Here is a 14,488-nt window from a genome sequence, read left to right on the forward strand (position 1 = left end):
GTGAGCAAAGCCGCTGCCATATCCCGAAATGATCGCCCGTCGGTAGATGTTACCATTGGTGAGCATGCTGAGCAGCTCAGCTCTCAGCTTCAAGCGATGAGCGAGGCTTTGTTTCCTCCGACGTCGCACAAGAGCTTGCGCAAATTCACCTCGGGTGAAGCCGCACGCTTGATGAAAATATCTGACTCAACTCTTCGAAAGATGACACTGGCTGGCGAAGGGCCGCAACCTGAACTCGCCAGCAACGGACGGCGCTTTTACACCCTCGGTCAGATAAACGAAATCCGGCAGATGCTTGCCGGCTCGACTCGAGGACGTGAAAGCATTGATTTTGTGCCTCATCGCCGAGGTTCTGAGCATTTGCAAGTCGTTGCTGTAACCAACTTCAAAGGTGGCTCTGGGAAGACGACGACGTCCGCTCATCTTGCACAGTATCTGGCGTTGCAAGGTTACAGGGTTCTCGCAGTCGATCTCGATCCGCAGGCTAGTCTTTCAGCACTCCTCGGCGTTCTGCCAGAAACTGATGTCGGTGCAAACGAAACGCTCTATGCGGCTATTCGGTACGACGACACACGTCGTCCGTTGCGAGATGTGATCCGACCGACGTATTTTGATGGTCTTCACCTTGTTCCTGGAAATCTCGAGCTTATGGAGTTCGAGCATACCACCCCGAAAGCATTGACTGACAAAGGTACGCGCGACGGATTGTTCTTCACTCGCGTGGCCCAAGCCTTTGATGAGGTCGCCGACGATTACGATGTCGTGGTCATCGACTGCCCTCCTCAGCTTGGGTTTTTGACTCTCAGCGGGTTGTGTGCTGCAACATCAATGGTAATCACCGTACATCCTCAGATGCTGGATATCGCTTCCATGAGCCAGTTTCTCCTCATGACACGCGACCTTCTGGGTGTCGTGAAAGAGGCGGGGGGCAATCTCCAGTACGATTTCATACGCTATCTCTTGACGCGCTATGAGCCCCAGGACGCGCCGCAGACGAAAGTGACGGCACTGCTGCGCAACATGTTCGAGGATCACGTCCTTACAAATCCTATGGTCAAGTCGGCAGCGGTATCTGATGCCGGTTTAACCAAGCAGACGCTCTATGAGATAGGGCGAGAGAACCTTACGCGGTCGACATACGACCGGGCGATGGAATCTTTAGATGCGGTGAATTCGGAGATCGAGGCTTTGATCAAGATGGCGTGGGGGCGGGTCTAATGAAAGGCTTTGCGTTCCTCACAGATCTGTTGGGAGCTCCCAACAGACAGGTGTTGATTCGCCCCCTGGACATGGGGCACTGGAGAAGCCGGGGTAATTTGAGACGACGACGCACGCCCATCGCTAATTGGCCAGGGTGCAGTTGTCTTGTCTTGTTGGGAGCTCCCAACCAAGCGCATTTGCAATCAAAAATGCGACGCCACGACGCCAAACCCAAGAGGCCGATATCATGAGCCGCAAAGACGCAATCGATACTTTGTTCCTCAAGAAGCAACCTGCGACCGATAGAGCAGCAGTCGACAAGTCGACCGCTCGTGTTCGTACCGGAGCGATTTCGGCCATGGGTTCGTCTTTGCAAGAGATGGCTGAGGGCGCAAAGGCTGCAGCTCGGCTGCAGGATCAACTGGCTACAGGCGAAGCCGTCGTGTCTCTGGATCCATCCATGATCGACGGGTCGCCGATCGCGGATCGGCTGCCCTCAGACGTGGATCCGAAATTCGAGCAGCTTGAGGCGAGCATTTCGCAGGAGGGGCAGCAGGTGCCGGTTCTTGTCAGACCGCACCCTGAGGCTGCCGGTCGATATCAGATCGTATATGGAAGGCGGCGGCTGCGCGCGGCAGTAAATCTGCGGAGAGAGGTTTCTGCCATTGTTCGAAATCTCACGGACTGTGAACTGGTCGTGGCCCAGGGCCGCGAAAATCTTAACCGTGCTGACCTCTCGTTCATTGAGAAGGCTCTCTTCGCCCTGCGCCTCGAAGATGCGGGTTTTGATAGAGCCACCATCATTGCCGCGCTATCCACTGACAAGGCCGACCTCAGCCGCTACATAACTGTAGCAAGGGGCATACCGCTGAACCTCGCCACACAAATCGGCCCAGCGTCGAAAGCGGGTCGATCGCGTTGGGTCGCACTTGCCGAGGGGCTTGGGAAGCCTAAGGCAACCGACGCAATCGAAGCGATGCTTGGGTCAGAGCAGTTCAAGCAATCTGATAGCGATACCCGCTTTAACCTCATTTTCAACGCCGTTTCAAGGCCACCTGCGAAGACTCCAAAAAAGGTAAGGGCCTGGAGCACGCCAAAGGGGAAAAAGGCAGCGACGATCCGACAAGAAACTGGACGAACGGCTCTGGTTTTCGACGAGAGACTGGTGCCAACTTTTGGCGAATATGTCGCTGACCAGTTGGACAGTCTGTACGCCCAGTTCATTGAAACCAACGGAGGAGGCAAGCTCGACCAATAGTCAGGGTTTCATCCAATTTAAAGCTCCGCTCGACTGAGATGGACTGGCTCTCACCGCAAAAGAAAAAGGCCCCCGAAACGGCGTTCCGGAAGACCTTCTCTGTAGTCTCGCAGCTAAGAGAATCGCATTTCCAGGAATCGTAGTCAAGGGTCCCGTAAGGGAAAGCGTCATTTCGACGGGCGGATTTCAATTGCCTAACAAAAGGTAAAAGGAAATGCAGACGCATATCTCAACGACGTCCTTTGGGCGGCGGCCGATGACACTCGGCCATATTGCAAGCCAGATGGCAGCAAAAGCTGTCGCATCAGACACTGTCGCCCACAAATGGCAGGTCTTCCAGCACATCCGTGAATCCCGGGGACTGATCGGAGCCACGGACCGCTCACTCTCGATCCTGAACGCGCTGTTGACGTTTTACCCGGAGACCGCCTTGACTGGTGGTGCCGAACTGGTCGTATGGCCTTCTAACGAACAGCTGATGGCTCGCGCCAACGGCATGCCCGCCACGACACTGCGCCGGCATCTTGCCATACTGGTTGATTGCGGGCTCATCATTCGCCGCGACAGCCCCAATGGCAAGCGGTTCGCCCGCAAGGGAAGGGGAGGGGAGATTGAGCAGGCCTATGGGTTCGATCTGTCGCCGATCGTCGCGCGGGCCGAGGAGTTCCGAGATCTGGCCCAGACAGTGCAAGCTGAAAAAAAGGCCTTCCGGGTGGCCAAGGAGCGCTTGACTCTTCTTCGTCGTGACATTGTCAAAATGATCGAAACTGGCGTCGAAGAGAGCGTTCCTGGAAACTGGGGAAGAGTTACCCAGACCTATCAGGGGATCATCGGCCGCCTGCCACGCTCGGCACCTCGGCAGCTTGTCGAGAGTATTGGGCAAGAGCTTCAGGAACTTTGCATCGAGATCCGTGACGTATTGGAATCTTTCACAAAAACGATGAATCTGGACGCCAATGAGTCCCATATCGGTCGCCACAAACAGAATTCAAATCCAGACTCTAAATTTGAATCTGAATACGGCTCTAGAAAAAAAGATGAAGCGGGCGGCAGCGTTGCGGAAACCGACAATGTACGGAGCTTGCCGAAACGCGAGCTGCCTTTGGGAATCGTGCTGGATGCCTGCCCCGAAATGCGGGAATTGGCCCAGGGAGGTCCAATTCGGCATTGGCGCGACTTGCTGGCGGCGGCTGAGCTTGCCCGGCCGATGCTGGGGATTAGTCCGAGCGCCTGGCGGGAGGCCCGCGAAACCATGGGCGAGCAACACGCGGCGATCACGCTGGCTTCGATCTATCAGCGGGCCGGTCAGATCAATAACGCTGGGGGCTATCTGCGCAGCCTGACCGACCGGGCCAAGGATGGGAAGTTTTCGACCTGGCCGATGGTCATGGCGTTGCTCCGGGCGAAGCTGGACGAGCAGAAGAATGCAGTCGGCGCTGGAAAGCCGCGAACTGCTGAGGAGGTCGAGGATGACAGCCGCCTCCACGTATCGGAATCGCTGCTCAAAAACCTGCGAAAGCCGAGATCTTGGTGATCCTCTCGCTATTCAGCCGCGGCGATGTCGACGTCGGTGATCAACCCGGAACGTCGGGCGCGGTCGATCAGGTTCTTGACGGACGAGGGCGCCCATTTGGATCCACCGCGCGGCGTGCGCTCGTGCAGTCTTTCAAGCTGGCAGGCGATCTCGCGGAGCTTCAGGTCGGGGTTCGAAGAATGGATGCCGGCCACAAGCGTCATCAGGCGATCTTCGGGAAGACGGGGAGGAGATTTTTTCAGGAGCGCTGCATCCACCAGGCGTTCCGTCACCATCCACTTCACGGCGCGGCGAAGACGTTCCGGCGTCCAGTCGAGGCCCCGCTGCTTGAGCATTCGGGCGATGTCGTCCCATGTGTGATCCGGTCGCATGCGACGAACGGTAGGAAGCCATTGGTTCGCGGACGCCTGAATCCTATCGCCATATGCCGCTTTCTGGGCCGCGGTCATCCTTGCCAGTGCCTCCGGGCGCTTTTCCCGGATGCCCGGGTTGCCGGAAAGCTTTCCTTTGGACTTGGCTGCGCGGATACCCGCCTTCGTTCGTTCGGAAATGAGCGCGCGTTCGAGCTGCGCCACGGCGCCGAGAACCTGGAGGGAAAACATTCCTTGCGGCGTCGACGTGTCGATAGGATCGCGCAGCGACCGGAAATGCGCGCCCTTCGCCGTCATATCCTCGATTACCTCGAGCAAATGACTGACCGAGCGCGCCAGGCGGTCAAGTCGTACCACAACAAGCGTGTCGCCAGCGCTAATCTCCCGAAGCAGTTTGGAAAGAGCAGGGCGGGCACGCGAGGCGCCGGAACCATGTTCTTGAACGATAATGTCGCAACCGGCCGACCTGAGTTCGATCTCCTGCGCTTCCGTCGCCTGTTCGTCCGTCGAAACGCGGGCATAGCCGATTATACGGCCCTGAGGCCGACCGGAACGTCGATTTTGCGTGTTACGAGCCATTTGCAGCGCCTGAGGAGTGTTGAAGGGCAGTTTTCCAAACGCAGAGGATAAGGATAAACGATCGTTTGTAAACGTCTCTTGACGCATGTGCGTGGTCACTTTGGTAAAAAAATGCGCTGAAAGACAACGTTTTTGGGCGCTTCGACGTCCGCCGACGGTCCAGCTGTACAATCAGGAGCGCCGCTCCGTTCTATATATAAAGTAGGCGGAAAATCTCTCACCTGTGATTGAAGTTAACGTTATAATAGCTTCAATATTGAACAATTTAACAGGGAATACCAATGGCCTATGAAATCGGCGATTTGCCTCTGGCGCTTCTTTTTCCGGCGGTCGCTCACGCCGAGGATCAACTAGCACGCCTGGATGAGATTGTGCGGCGTAGTGTAGTGGGACCGGGCTTCATCGAGCGAGCGCACTTCCATGACGCCACCGCCAGCATGTGGGTCGCCGGCGAACTCGTACACGTCGAAGACCTAGTTCTCCACGATGCCGAGCGGGATGTTCGGGCCCCTACGCACGACATCACCATCGCACATTCTATCCTCCGGGCCCGGAGGCGAATAGCCGGGGCTGAGGCAGACTGGGCGATCAGCCAATCAGGTCTCGAAAACTTGATTGCCCGGGCTTCGATCCCTCCCGCACGTGAGGTGTCAGGGGAGGGCGCGCGAGCACCGCTAGCAGAGGTGACGTCGGATGAGGTCCATGATGGTTTCGCCGACGAGATGGCAGAAATCGATGCGCTTCTTGACCGGTCGGCTCGCACGCTCGCAGCCGCGACAGGGAAGGATCAGGAACACAAGGCGGGATCTTTGGCCCTTGGCGAACTGATCATTCGGGATCCGGACTGGGACGAAGGCGGCCGGCTTTCGGAATGGAAAGCCGTCATGCAGCAGGTTGCGGCGATGCCGCCGACGCTCAGTTCTGCGATCCTCTGGGATGCGTGGGAAACTCTGGAACCGCTGCAAAGACAACATTGGCTCGGTGCGCAACTGGTGAGTTCCTATCTTCGCGCGCGCGGCAAGCTCGCGTCGCACCTGTTCGGGCTCAATTTCGGCCTGAAGGTTGTTCCGCGCGATCGTCGCCGGTCTCGGGACCGGACGCGGCGACTGGTCGCCACGCTTGAGGCCATGGCGGAAGGGGCAGCATTGGGGATGAAAGAAATCATTCGGTTAGGCCAAGCCCGGGACCGCCTAGAGCGCAAGCTCCAAGGAAAGCGGTCGTCAAGCAGCCTTCCCGGTGTCGTGGATTTGCTTTTAACCCGGCCGATCGTCTCCTCATCCATGATTACCAAGGAGTTGCGAGTGAGCCATCGCGCGGCGCTCGATCTGATCGCCGAGCTGGGTGTTCGGGAAATGACGGGACGTGGAAGCTACCGAGCCTGGGGTATTGTCTGAAACACCCTGCCAAAATGAAATCAAACGGGGGCCTTGCACTATCTCTAATTCGGCCCTATCTTTCGGGGTGAATTAGAGAGGCGATCGGATGGAACATCTGACAACGGCACAGGCGGCTTTTGTAGTGGGCGCGCCGCTGGACATCTTCAAGAAGGTTGTCGAGCGCGCGCCGATTAAGCCGCAACTCGTGAAGCGAGGTGGTCGAAGCATTCGACAGTTCGGTCAAGCTGAGCTGGTGTTTCTCCATGCCTATGACGAACTCAAACTGGCGCTCACGCCCAAGAGCCAATCCGAGTTCTATGAGGCGTTGCAGACCTCCCTAAAGCGCGGTCTCGCGAAGGAAGTCGTGTTCGGCAAACAGCGCTACGACATCGGTCAGCACTTAGTCTTCGTCGAGCGCAAGCTGAAGGAACTCGAGAAGCTCACCGATCAGGTCGACCTATCCGGGAAGGAGCCGGTCATCCGAGGCACGCACATCGAGGCTCATCGGATCGCTGCTCTTCTCGACGCCGGCGCCACGGTCGAAGAGGTCCTTCGCGACTATCCCTCCTTGAAGGAACAACAGGTCGTGGCGGCGCGAGTTTATGCGGAGGCGCATCCGAAGGCGGGCCGGCCGTACCCGAAGCAAACGGCAAAAGCCGCCATGCGCGCAGCCGATCTTAGCGCGCTGGATGACTGAGCTTGAAATACCTGCTCGATACAAATGTCCTGAAAGAGATTGGTCGACCCGAACCGCACGAGAATGTCGCGGCTTGGCTCGATACGATCGATGATACCGATCTCGCCATCAGCGTGATCTCGGTTCGAGAGATTTCGAAAGGCATCGAGAAGAAGCGGAAAGCCGATGACACTGTGGCGAACGCGATTGCCAAGGCTGCCGACGCAATCTTCGCCGCTTATCAAGGTCGTATTCTCCCGGTCGACGAGGCTGTCGCACGCCGTTGGGGGCAGATGCTCGGTCAATCTGAAAAGAATACCGACGATACCGGCTTGGCCGCGACAGCGCAGGTAAATGATCTGGTCATCGTGACACGCAACGTCGCGGATTTTCAGAGCCGGGGCGTCACGGTCCTTGATCCATTCAAGAAGCCTGCCAGATCTGTGCCCTCCCAAGATGTGGCACGATGAGCTTCGATCGGATGGGATAAGATATCTATCTCAGCCATCCACAATTCCGCGGAACGGATCTATTGTCTCGCTCTCGGCGGCGCGGACCTGACCAGTTCATCCGGCACAATGACCATGCAGGTGCTTAACGCCGTCGCCCAGTTCGAACGATCTGCTGGTCGAGCGGACGCAATCCGGCCTCAAGCGCGCCAAATCGGAAGGCAAGACCCTCGGCCGGCCGGCCACGCTCAGTGAAGAGCAGAAGAAAGATGTACGCGAAGATCTAGCGAAAGGCATGAGCGTTTCGGCGATCGCGCGAAAATTCGCAACCAGCCGACAGACCGTCATGCGGGTTCGCGACGAAAGTTCACATTCCGTTCGGCCTTAGCGTGTCTGCGGGAACAGATCTTGTTCCGACCCCATATAAGAGCTGTCGCCGTTCGTGCTCGGTCAAAAGTTCATGTTTGCGCATCTTCACCCTGCTAACTCGTCCACAAAAGGGCGTGATAATCTATGGACAGCAGAGAATAAAGAGACGTATTATATGGACGATTTTTCAGTGGCGGAATGAGGTCGGTTGTCACCGTCCACAGAACGGCCGTTTCGGAGACGCCATCATGGGGGCAATTCTTGGATATGCGCGCGTCTCGACCGGCGATCAGGATGTAGCGGGTCAGACGCTGCGTCTCGAACACGCCGGAGCGATCAAGGTGTTCACCGATGTGAAGTCCGGCAAGAGCATGGATCGGCCGGGTCTGGCGGATCTTATTGCCTATGCTCGCGCTGGCGACACGCTAGCGATCGTTCGGCTGGATCGCCTCGGCCGGTCTTTGGCCGAACTGCTTGAGACCGTGAAGATGCTGCGCGAGCGTCAGATCGACCTGCTGAGCCTTGAAGAGAAGATCGATACGTCGTCAGCCGCCGGCGAGCTGATCTTTCATGTCTTCGGGGCCATTGCCCATTTCGAGCGACGGTTGATTTCGGAACGGACGAAGGACGGTATCGTCGCGGCGAGAGCCAAGGGCAAGCGCCCCGGCCGCCAACCCCTCGACATGAAAAAGATAGACGCGGCGATCAAACTCATCGAAGCTAAGACATCCCCGACCGAAGCCGCCAAGCAGCTTGGCCTTGGTCGCTCAACTGTCTACCGGGAATTACGACGTCTCGGCATTCAGAGAACTGCCTGATACTTGCCTTTGCATTCAGCCCGGACATTCCGAGCGCACTTGATTGATGTTCAAAAATCCAACCATCTTTCGCAGGTCACGATGGAACAGCAAAATTCATACCGAGCCCTCACCACAATTCCCGGTCTGACGCCTCTCATTGTCGCTGCTACCCTCTCGCGTCTGGCCGGACGCATGTTCATTCTCACGTTGGTGCTGTTCGTGCTGGCGCGGTTCTCGTCACCGGCACTGGCCGGCTGGCTGACTTTCGCGGCAATCGTGCCTGGCCTGATGGTTAGTCCAATCGCGGGTGTTCTGCTTGATCGCGTCGGACCGACGATAGCTGTCAGAATCGACATGATTGCCAGCGCCATATTCATTGCCGCAATCAGTACCGTGAGCTGGCTCAACTGGACGACGCCACCGGTCCTGTTCTTTCTGGTGATATTGTTTTCCCTCGCCGGTCCGTTGGGCGCAGCTGGCACCCGCACCCTATTGCCTCGCCTGGTTCCGTCTCACGCACTCGATCGAGCAAATGCGCTGGATACGGCGGTCTATGCCGTCGTTGATGTCGTCGGGCCAGCGATGGCCGGCATCATTGTCGCGTGGCTTGGTCCTGAAAGTGCGATGTCCATGATCGCCCTCTTCTATGCAGGCGCGGCAATATGCATGTCCCTCGTACCGCTCCTTCCAGGTCTGGCGTCAGGGCAGGCGTCGTTCATGCGGCAGACTTTGGAAGGCATCCAGATCGTGGCTCGGCAACCGACACTGCGCGGCCTTGCCATCTCCTATTCGATGTATCAGATCACCTGGGGCGTTCTCTATGTCGTCGTTCCGGTTTTTGTCGCCAACCATTACGACACTTCCATTGGGAGTTCGGTGACAGGCTTCCTGTGGGCTGCGATGGGCATTGCCGGCGGGATTGGTGCGCTGTTCGCTGGGCACATACGAACGACCGGTCGCGAGCGTCACATTATGGCTATCGGAATGGTAATTACGGCCTTGGCGGCATGGCCCGTGGCAGCTGAGTTTGGGTTTGGCGGGCTGGCGATCGGCCTCATGCTTGCCGGCGTCATGTCCGGTCCGATCGATGTTGCTCTTCTGACGCTTCGCCAGCGTCGAACCGATCCGCAACAACTCGGCCGCGTCATGTCGATTTCGATGAGCCTGAATCTGGCCGGTTTCCCTCTTGGTTCCGCCTTGGCCGGCATGGTGATCACGTCATCGCTGTCCACGACATTCGTTCTGGCGGGCATTGCCTCTGTCGTTGCGGCCGTCGCGACGATATCGATCCCCTCCGACATCAAGGCTGTTGCCTGATCAAGCGTTGTTCAGCGGGAAACCAACGCGACGCCCTCTGATGGCAACAATCTGGACAAACCGGACAATCCGCATTATCTTGGCTGTAGTCAAGAAGGAAGACGAAGATGGTCGCTGTCACCCGTAAATCGCAGATGGGCGCAAAGCTGGAAGTCAATCCGGCTGCGGTAGCCGATGTTCTCAAGGTTCTGGCCCGACACAATCCAGGCCTTTCAAAGCAGGCTCTTGCGGCGACTGGCAAGGTCATGGCCGTGGTCTCTGCGGTAGCAGCGCGCCTTTCTGTCGAGCAACAGCGTCGGATTGCCGACGACGAAACGGAACTCGCCCATATTGTCGAAGCCGCCGTCGCCGAACTGGCTGCGAAGCCAGGTCATGTGCTCGCGGAGGTATCGGTCGAAAAGCCTGTGGAGGTCAGCCGAGGTGCTGGTCTGGGTCAATCGGTAGGCATTGAGGAAGGGCGCCGCAGGCTCGACGAATTTGCGACGCCAACCCGCATCGAAGACTGGGCCGGTCCGGTCGCCGGTCCGGGCGATATCGAGAAAAAGTTCGGCACGAAGCGATCGACCTTACACGACTGGCACAAGCGCGGAGCTGTAGTCGGTCTGCTCAAGGGCGAGCGAAAGCATGTCTTTCCCCTGGCTCAGTTTGTGGATGGCCGGCCGGTCGAGGGCATGCCTCAGGTCACCAAAATCATCCGCAATCCGCGTTCAGCGTGGCAATGGTTGATCCAGCCGAAGCCAAGCATAGGCGGAACGCCGCTCGACAATCTCAAGATGGGCAATCTTGACGAGGTTCTGGATGCAGCTGAGCGCGATTTTGGTTGAGCTGAATCGTGAAACTTGATCCTCAAACGGTTCGGGAGCTCGCGCTTGCGTTTCTCCCTCAATCCTATCTCCGCATCATCCCTGTAGCCCACATGTCGACCCCGCTCGGCATGGGTTTCGGTCAATCGCGATTCTCAAGTCCAAACCAGATGTTCCGACTGCTTTATGCCGCATATGATCTCGCGACCGCGATTGCGGAGACGATCGTGCGCGACCGCTTCGAGGGGACGCAGGACCGAGTGCTGGATGAGAGTGAAATCGAGGACTGGTCGGTCACTGAGGTGACGGCCACGGATGCTCTCATTCTTCTCGACCTGCGCACGACCGGCCTCCTGAGGTTGGGCGTCAGCACGGACGCAGCCCGGGGCAAGGAACATCAGGAAGGGCAGAGACTGAGCGAGTCGATCTTTCGATCCTATGCTGTCGATGGATTGCTCTATTCCTCACGCCTCACTGCAACAGATTGCGTGGCGGTCTACGATCGGGCCGTCGGTGAGAAACTTGTCGCCTCTCCGGCGGTCGAGTTAGTTCGTCAAGCCGACCTGATACCCGCCCTGCGGTCTATCGGGGTGTCAATCCGGGCCGGGCGATAGGTATGTCCGTTACAGTCACTTCCGCAAACTTCTCTGGACGATTTACGGCGTTGAATGGCACGAAAACGTTGCCAGCGACACATGCCGACATCATCCGCTCGTTGCTGACCGTCGGCTATCCCAGCCGTCGAGCCGCTGTCCGCACCGTTGGCCCCTGGCGGGAGAAAATGCTGGTCGCGATGGCGACGGGCTATCTGGATGCCTCCTTGAACACGATGGCCTATTTTCGGAGTTTGGAGCAGTCGGAGAAGGTGGGGGTTTCGTTCCTTTTCGGCGAGGCGTTCACGCACTGGTATGCTCAGAGTCAGATGAGCGTGCAGTATCTCGTGCATGTCGCCGGCCTTGCCTCCTGCCGATGGGGATCCCCAACGGCTCCGGTCGCGCCGAAGGCTGGCGCAGCGCCTCCTCCTCCAAAATCGCGTCCCGACTTTATCGGCATCAAGCGAAGGGAACGCCATGTGTTCGAGAGTACGGGTCGCATCCGAGCGCCAGCCGCAAGCACCGTTGCGAAGGCACTGGGGCAGGTTTCGGCGCTTCACACGGTCAACGGACGGGCGCCGACCACGCGCTGTGCAAACTTCTTCATGTTCAAGGCCGGTGGTGCAGAGGGCAGAGTGCTGGATCCGCCGGCAAAGGGTGACGGCATCACCGTGACGTTTGATCTCTTCGAAGCGATTACACGAGCCTACTCCATTATCCTCGATCAGCCGGTACTTGATCTATCCGATCAGGTTGGTGCGGGTTATGTCGGCCGCGAGATCGATGATGGTGTGTTCTTGGGTATCGACAAGGAAATCCTTGCCTTGGTACAAGAGCGGCCCCCGACTGAAGCAACGCGTCGCAGGCGTGTCGCTCAGGTCTTCTCTGCCCTTGAAGGTCGGTCGCAGACCTATGCGGGTCGGCAGGATAGAAGTGTTTCGTCCGGTCTTGACGGGGTCCTGCTTCTTGACCGCCGTTCGCCGCGCTCCCTTCGACGCTTCCGGACGCTGGGTTAAATGGCCGACTTTATGTCGGGGTGTTGGTTTCACCTTCTGACCAGGGAATTCATGTAAATTACTACAACCCCATAATTCCATCAGAGATGCTCGCTCCATGACGACCCTTCTTGGCCTCACCTATATCTCAAATGAAAAAGTGCCGCTCGCGGACCTGGACGACTATGTAACCGTCCAAGTGCCGAGTGCTGGGTTTGATCAGCACCTCGGAAATCATGCACCATGGTTTTGGTCGATCGATAGGAGAGGCGGCGGCGGCGTGGATTTCAAGCAAGGGAAATATGACTATTGGGTGCGCCGGATCGGTTCCAACCAACCAATAGGTTTTCCGGTGCTGACACCGACCTCAAAAGAGGAGGGCTGGATCTCAGTCATGGACGGCCGACATCGCATAATGGCAATTGTCGATAGCGGTAGGCAGGCCTTTGCAGCGAGACTTCCCAGATCATTGCTGGGAACGGCGCAAATGATAATTTCAGGCCTCGAAATCTTTGATCTGTAGACTACAGACGGCGCCGAGGCGCCCCCTGTTAGTCTTCTCCGTCGACGACCATCGAAGTCGGGAAGCCACCATGAGGCTTCGCAATGAACGCCAGGCGCGCTTTGCGGAGTGGCCACGTCTTGTCACGCCACCAGTAAAACTCCAGATGCGATCTGCCCTGCGCGCGGATTTCCGACTCGATATCGCGGCTCTCACGTGAGCCCGGGACAGCAAGAAAAGTTCCCGTCACGATGCAGCGGGTGCTGCTCCTGGCGGTGGGTTCCGTGTCGAAAACAGCGTCTCCGATGCAAACGCCCATAAAATCCCTGCTGCGCTGTCCCTCAGGGGTCTCAATGATGAGATCAGCCGACTTACGATCAAAGTAGATTTTCACCCGGCTACCGATCTCAGGTGGCTGACGCGAGACGTGCGGGATATCCATTTTCTAATCCTCTAAAGACTGCATTGACAGCTGTGGGGTGGTCGCAAGCGCATCTGGGGAGTTGTCTTGCGCCGCCGGAAGGTCGAAACGCGAGTCGGTGAGATCGAGCGCACCATACCGCATCATCGATTTCTCGAGCCGATCGAATATCCACCTATAGGCCTGTGGCGTGAGCTCCATATGCGGTTTTCTCATGATGGCGCGCCGCGGATTGAGATTGCCTCCACTGCCGGCGTTCAGATTGCGTTGCGTTGGCGCAAAAGAATTCGGACCAAGTTCGGTCATCATATCGACCATGGACACTCCTGCCGAAAGCGGTCCGTTAATGAAGACGGGATCGTGGACGCGAACGTAGTGAGGCCAATTCTCCTTCCATACTCTCACCGACACGTCGGCTGGTGTGGCGTCATCCAGAATTGGTCTGTGTTCCCTGCTAATGGCGCGCCCGTAGATAATGTAGTCGCTCCGCGCCTGAACCATACGAGCCATGAACATGATGGCCCCCTCTCGAACCTGGCGTGGCCGCTTTCCACTCGGGTACGTGCATGCCCAATGCGAACCGGAGCGAATAACCTCCTCGTCGATCCCCATAGATAGCGACACGCGGTTGTCCGCTCTTCCGAAGAATTTGACGAAAGACTGCATAGGCGCATCGGTCGGAGGCTCCAGTACGAACGGCGATGTCGAATTCACCGTCTCTCCGAAGTCGGGTAGAGAAATGCTATCTCTCGTCCCGACACGGTACGGGGCGAGAATTTGCCGCCATCGCTCGATATCGGCTTGCGACAGATCGTGTCTGGTGCTGGCCCATAAGCGGTCGAAATAATTCTGGCACTGTGCGGCGATGAAGTGGTCATCAGCGGCGAAGCCGAACTCCTTATTCTGAAACATGGCGGCTTCGGTGAGATTCGCGCTTGTTACGATCGCCCGCTTGCCGCCGAAGATATACATTTTGGAATGGACGCCGACGACTCCCCGGATTTTCGCTCCGCTTCGGAGAAGGAGAGACAGCGCATCCATATCGCTTACCCCCGCATTGAAGGCGTTGAGGTCGAATCGAGTGATGACGCGAAGATCACGAGGGCAATGCGCGAAAATCAGGCGCTCTACGGTCTGCTTCTTGATGAACGGACATACGATCAGAACCGTTTCCGGTCTTTCCCGCATCCCGATATCCAGTTCGTCCGACCATCCAGAATCCACCAATTTGAAGCTCAAGTGCAA

The 14,488-nt window shown here is 57.5% G+C and carries 15 protein-coding genes and 1 pseudogene; 13 read left to right on the forward strand and 3 right to left on the reverse strand.

Annotated elements, in window-relative coordinates:
* The 3 genes from repA to FY156_29250 all read left to right on the forward strand — a co-directional run bounded on the left by repA (position 1) and on the right by FY156_29250 (position 3,992).
* The gene (repA, locus tag FY156_29240) at positions 1–1,218 is read left to right on the forward strand and encodes a plasmid partitioning protein RepA (protein UXS05640.1); all 1,218 of its coding nucleotides are present in this window, start codon (positions 1–3) and stop codon (positions 1,216–1,218) included.
* A 229-nt stretch (positions 1,219–1,447) separates the two neighbouring features.
* The gene (gene repB / locus FY156_29245) at positions 1,448–2,458 is read left to right on the forward strand and encodes a plasmid partitioning protein RepB (protein ID UXS05641.1); all 1,011 of its coding nucleotides are present in this window, start codon (positions 1,448–1,450) and stop codon (positions 2,456–2,458) included.
* A 214-nt stretch (positions 2,459–2,672) separates the two neighbouring features.
* The gene (locus tag FY156_29250) at positions 2,673–3,992 is read left to right on the forward strand and encodes a replication initiation protein RepC (GenBank protein UXS05642.1); all 1,320 of its coding nucleotides are present in this window, start codon (positions 2,673–2,675) and stop codon (positions 3,990–3,992) included.
* 8 nt (positions 3,993–4,000) lie between these two features.
* Here the strand turns inward: FY156_29250 and FY156_29255 are convergent, their stop codons facing one another.
* A complete protein-coding gene (locus FY156_29255; GenBank protein ID UXS05643.1) occupies positions 4,001–4,942 on the reverse strand; it encodes a recombinase family protein in 942 nt (313 codons plus the stop codon).
* Between the two features lie 281 nt (positions 4,943–5,223).
* Between FY156_29255 and FY156_29260 the strand changes: the two genes are divergently transcribed.
* The 10 genes and pseudogenes from FY156_29260 (at position 5,224) to FY156_29305 (ending at position 12,843) form a co-directional block, all read left to right on the forward strand.
* Positions 5,224–6,336, forward strand: a complete 1,113-nt coding sequence (locus FY156_29260) for a DUF1612 and helix-turn-helix domain-containing protein (protein UXS05644.1) — start codon at positions 5,224–5,226, stop codon at positions 6,334–6,336.
* Positions 6,337–6,424: 88 nt separating this feature from the next.
* Positions 6,425–7,015: a DUF433 domain-containing protein gene (locus FY156_29265; protein ID UXS05645.1), complete on the forward strand. Its 591-nt coding sequence runs from the start codon at positions 6,425–6,427 to the stop codon at positions 7,013–7,015.
* Positions 7,016–7,017: 2 nt separating this feature from the next.
* Entirely contained in the window at positions 7,018–7,464 is a 447-nt protein-coding gene (locus FY156_29270; GenBank protein ID UXS05646.1) for a type II toxin-antitoxin system VapC family toxin, read from the forward strand.
* Positions 7,465–7,518: 54 nt separating this feature from the next.
* Positions 7,519–7,831: pseudogene (locus tag FY156_29275) on the forward strand (recombinase family protein).
* A gap of 229 nt (positions 7,832–8,060) precedes the next feature.
* Entirely contained in the window at positions 8,061–8,630 is a 570-nt protein-coding gene (locus tag FY156_29280; GenBank protein ID UXS05647.1) for a recombinase family protein, read from the forward strand.
* 81 nt (positions 8,631–8,711) lie between these two features.
* A complete protein-coding gene (locus tag FY156_29285; GenBank protein ID UXS05648.1) occupies positions 8,712–9,929 on the forward strand; it encodes an MFS transporter in 1,218 nt (405 codons plus the stop codon).
* A gap of 107 nt (positions 9,930–10,036) precedes the next feature.
* Positions 10,037–10,753 (forward strand): hypothetical protein, encoded by a 717-nt coding sequence (locus FY156_29290; protein UXS05649.1) that lies wholly within the window; start codon positions 10,037–10,039, stop codon positions 10,751–10,753.
* An 8-nt stretch (positions 10,754–10,761) separates the two neighbouring features.
* Positions 10,762–11,346: an RES family NAD+ phosphorylase gene (locus FY156_29295; GenBank protein UXS05650.1), complete on the forward strand. Its 585-nt coding sequence runs from the start codon at positions 10,762–10,764 to the stop codon at positions 11,344–11,346.
* 2 nt (positions 11,347–11,348) lie between these two features.
* Positions 11,349–12,341 carry a hypothetical protein gene (locus FY156_29300; GenBank protein UXS05651.1) on the forward strand — a complete coding sequence of 331 codons (993 nt, stop codon included), beginning with the start codon at positions 11,349–11,351 and terminating at the stop codon, positions 12,339–12,341.
* 97 nt (positions 12,342–12,438) lie between these two features.
* Positions 12,439–12,843: a hypothetical protein gene (locus tag FY156_29305; GenBank protein UXS05652.1), complete on the forward strand. Its 405-nt coding sequence runs from the start codon at positions 12,439–12,441 to the stop codon at positions 12,841–12,843.
* 28 nt (positions 12,844–12,871) lie between these two features.
* Here the strand turns inward: FY156_29305 and FY156_29310 are convergent, their stop codons facing one another.
* Together FY156_29310 and FY156_29315 are read right to left on the reverse strand one after the other, a co-directional pair.
* The gene (locus FY156_29310; protein ID UXS05653.1) at positions 12,872–13,264 is read right to left on the reverse strand and encodes a hypothetical protein; all 393 of its coding nucleotides are present in this window, start codon (positions 13,262–13,264) and stop codon (positions 12,872–12,874) included.
* Positions 13,265–13,267: 3 nt separating this feature from the next.
* Positions 13,268–14,488, reverse strand: coding sequence for a hypothetical protein (locus tag FY156_29315; protein ID UXS05654.1), 1,221 nt, complete (start codon positions 14,486–14,488; stop codon positions 13,268–13,270).

The organism is Agrobacterium tumefaciens (assembly GCA_025559845.1).
GTDB lineage: Bacteria > Pseudomonadota > Alphaproteobacteria > Rhizobiales > Rhizobiaceae > Agrobacterium.

Excerpts from the sequence above, each read along its gene's own strand:
- repB (UXS05641.1), top strand. The coding sequence starts at position 1,448 with ATGAGCCGCAAAGACGCAATCGATACTTTGTTCCTCAAGAAGCAACCT.
- FY156_29250 (UXS05642.1), top strand. The coding sequence starts at position 2,673 with ATGCAGACGCATATCTCAACGACGTCCTTTGGGCGGCGGCCGATGACA.
- FY156_29255 (UXS05643.1), bottom strand. The coding sequence starts at position 4,942 with ATGGCTCGTAACACGCAAAATCGACGTTCCGGTCGGCCTCAGGGCCGT.
- FY156_29260 (UXS05644.1), top strand. The coding sequence starts at position 5,224 with ATGGCCTATGAAATCGGCGATTTGCCTCTGGCGCTTCTTTTTCCGGCG.
- FY156_29265 (UXS05645.1), top strand. The coding sequence starts at position 6,425 with ATGGAACATCTGACAACGGCACAGGCGGCTTTTGTAGTGGGCGCGCCG.
- FY156_29280 (UXS05647.1), top strand. The coding sequence starts at position 8,061 with ATGGGGGCAATTCTTGGATATGCGCGCGTCTCGACCGGCGATCAGGAT.
- FY156_29285 (UXS05648.1), top strand. The coding sequence starts at position 8,712 with ATGGAACAGCAAAATTCATACCGAGCCCTCACCACAATTCCCGGTCTG.
- FY156_29290 (UXS05649.1), top strand. The coding sequence starts at position 10,037 with ATGGTCGCTGTCACCCGTAAATCGCAGATGGGCGCAAAGCTGGAAGTC.
- FY156_29300 (UXS05651.1), top strand. The coding sequence starts at position 11,349 with ATGTCCGTTACAGTCACTTCCGCAAACTTCTCTGGACGATTTACGGCG.
- FY156_29305 (UXS05652.1), top strand. The coding sequence starts at position 12,439 with ATGACGACCCTTCTTGGCCTCACCTATATCTCAAATGAAAAAGTGCCG.
- FY156_29310 (UXS05653.1), bottom strand. The coding sequence starts at position 13,264 with ATGGATATCCCGCACGTCTCGCGTCAGCCACCTGAGATCGGTAGCCGG.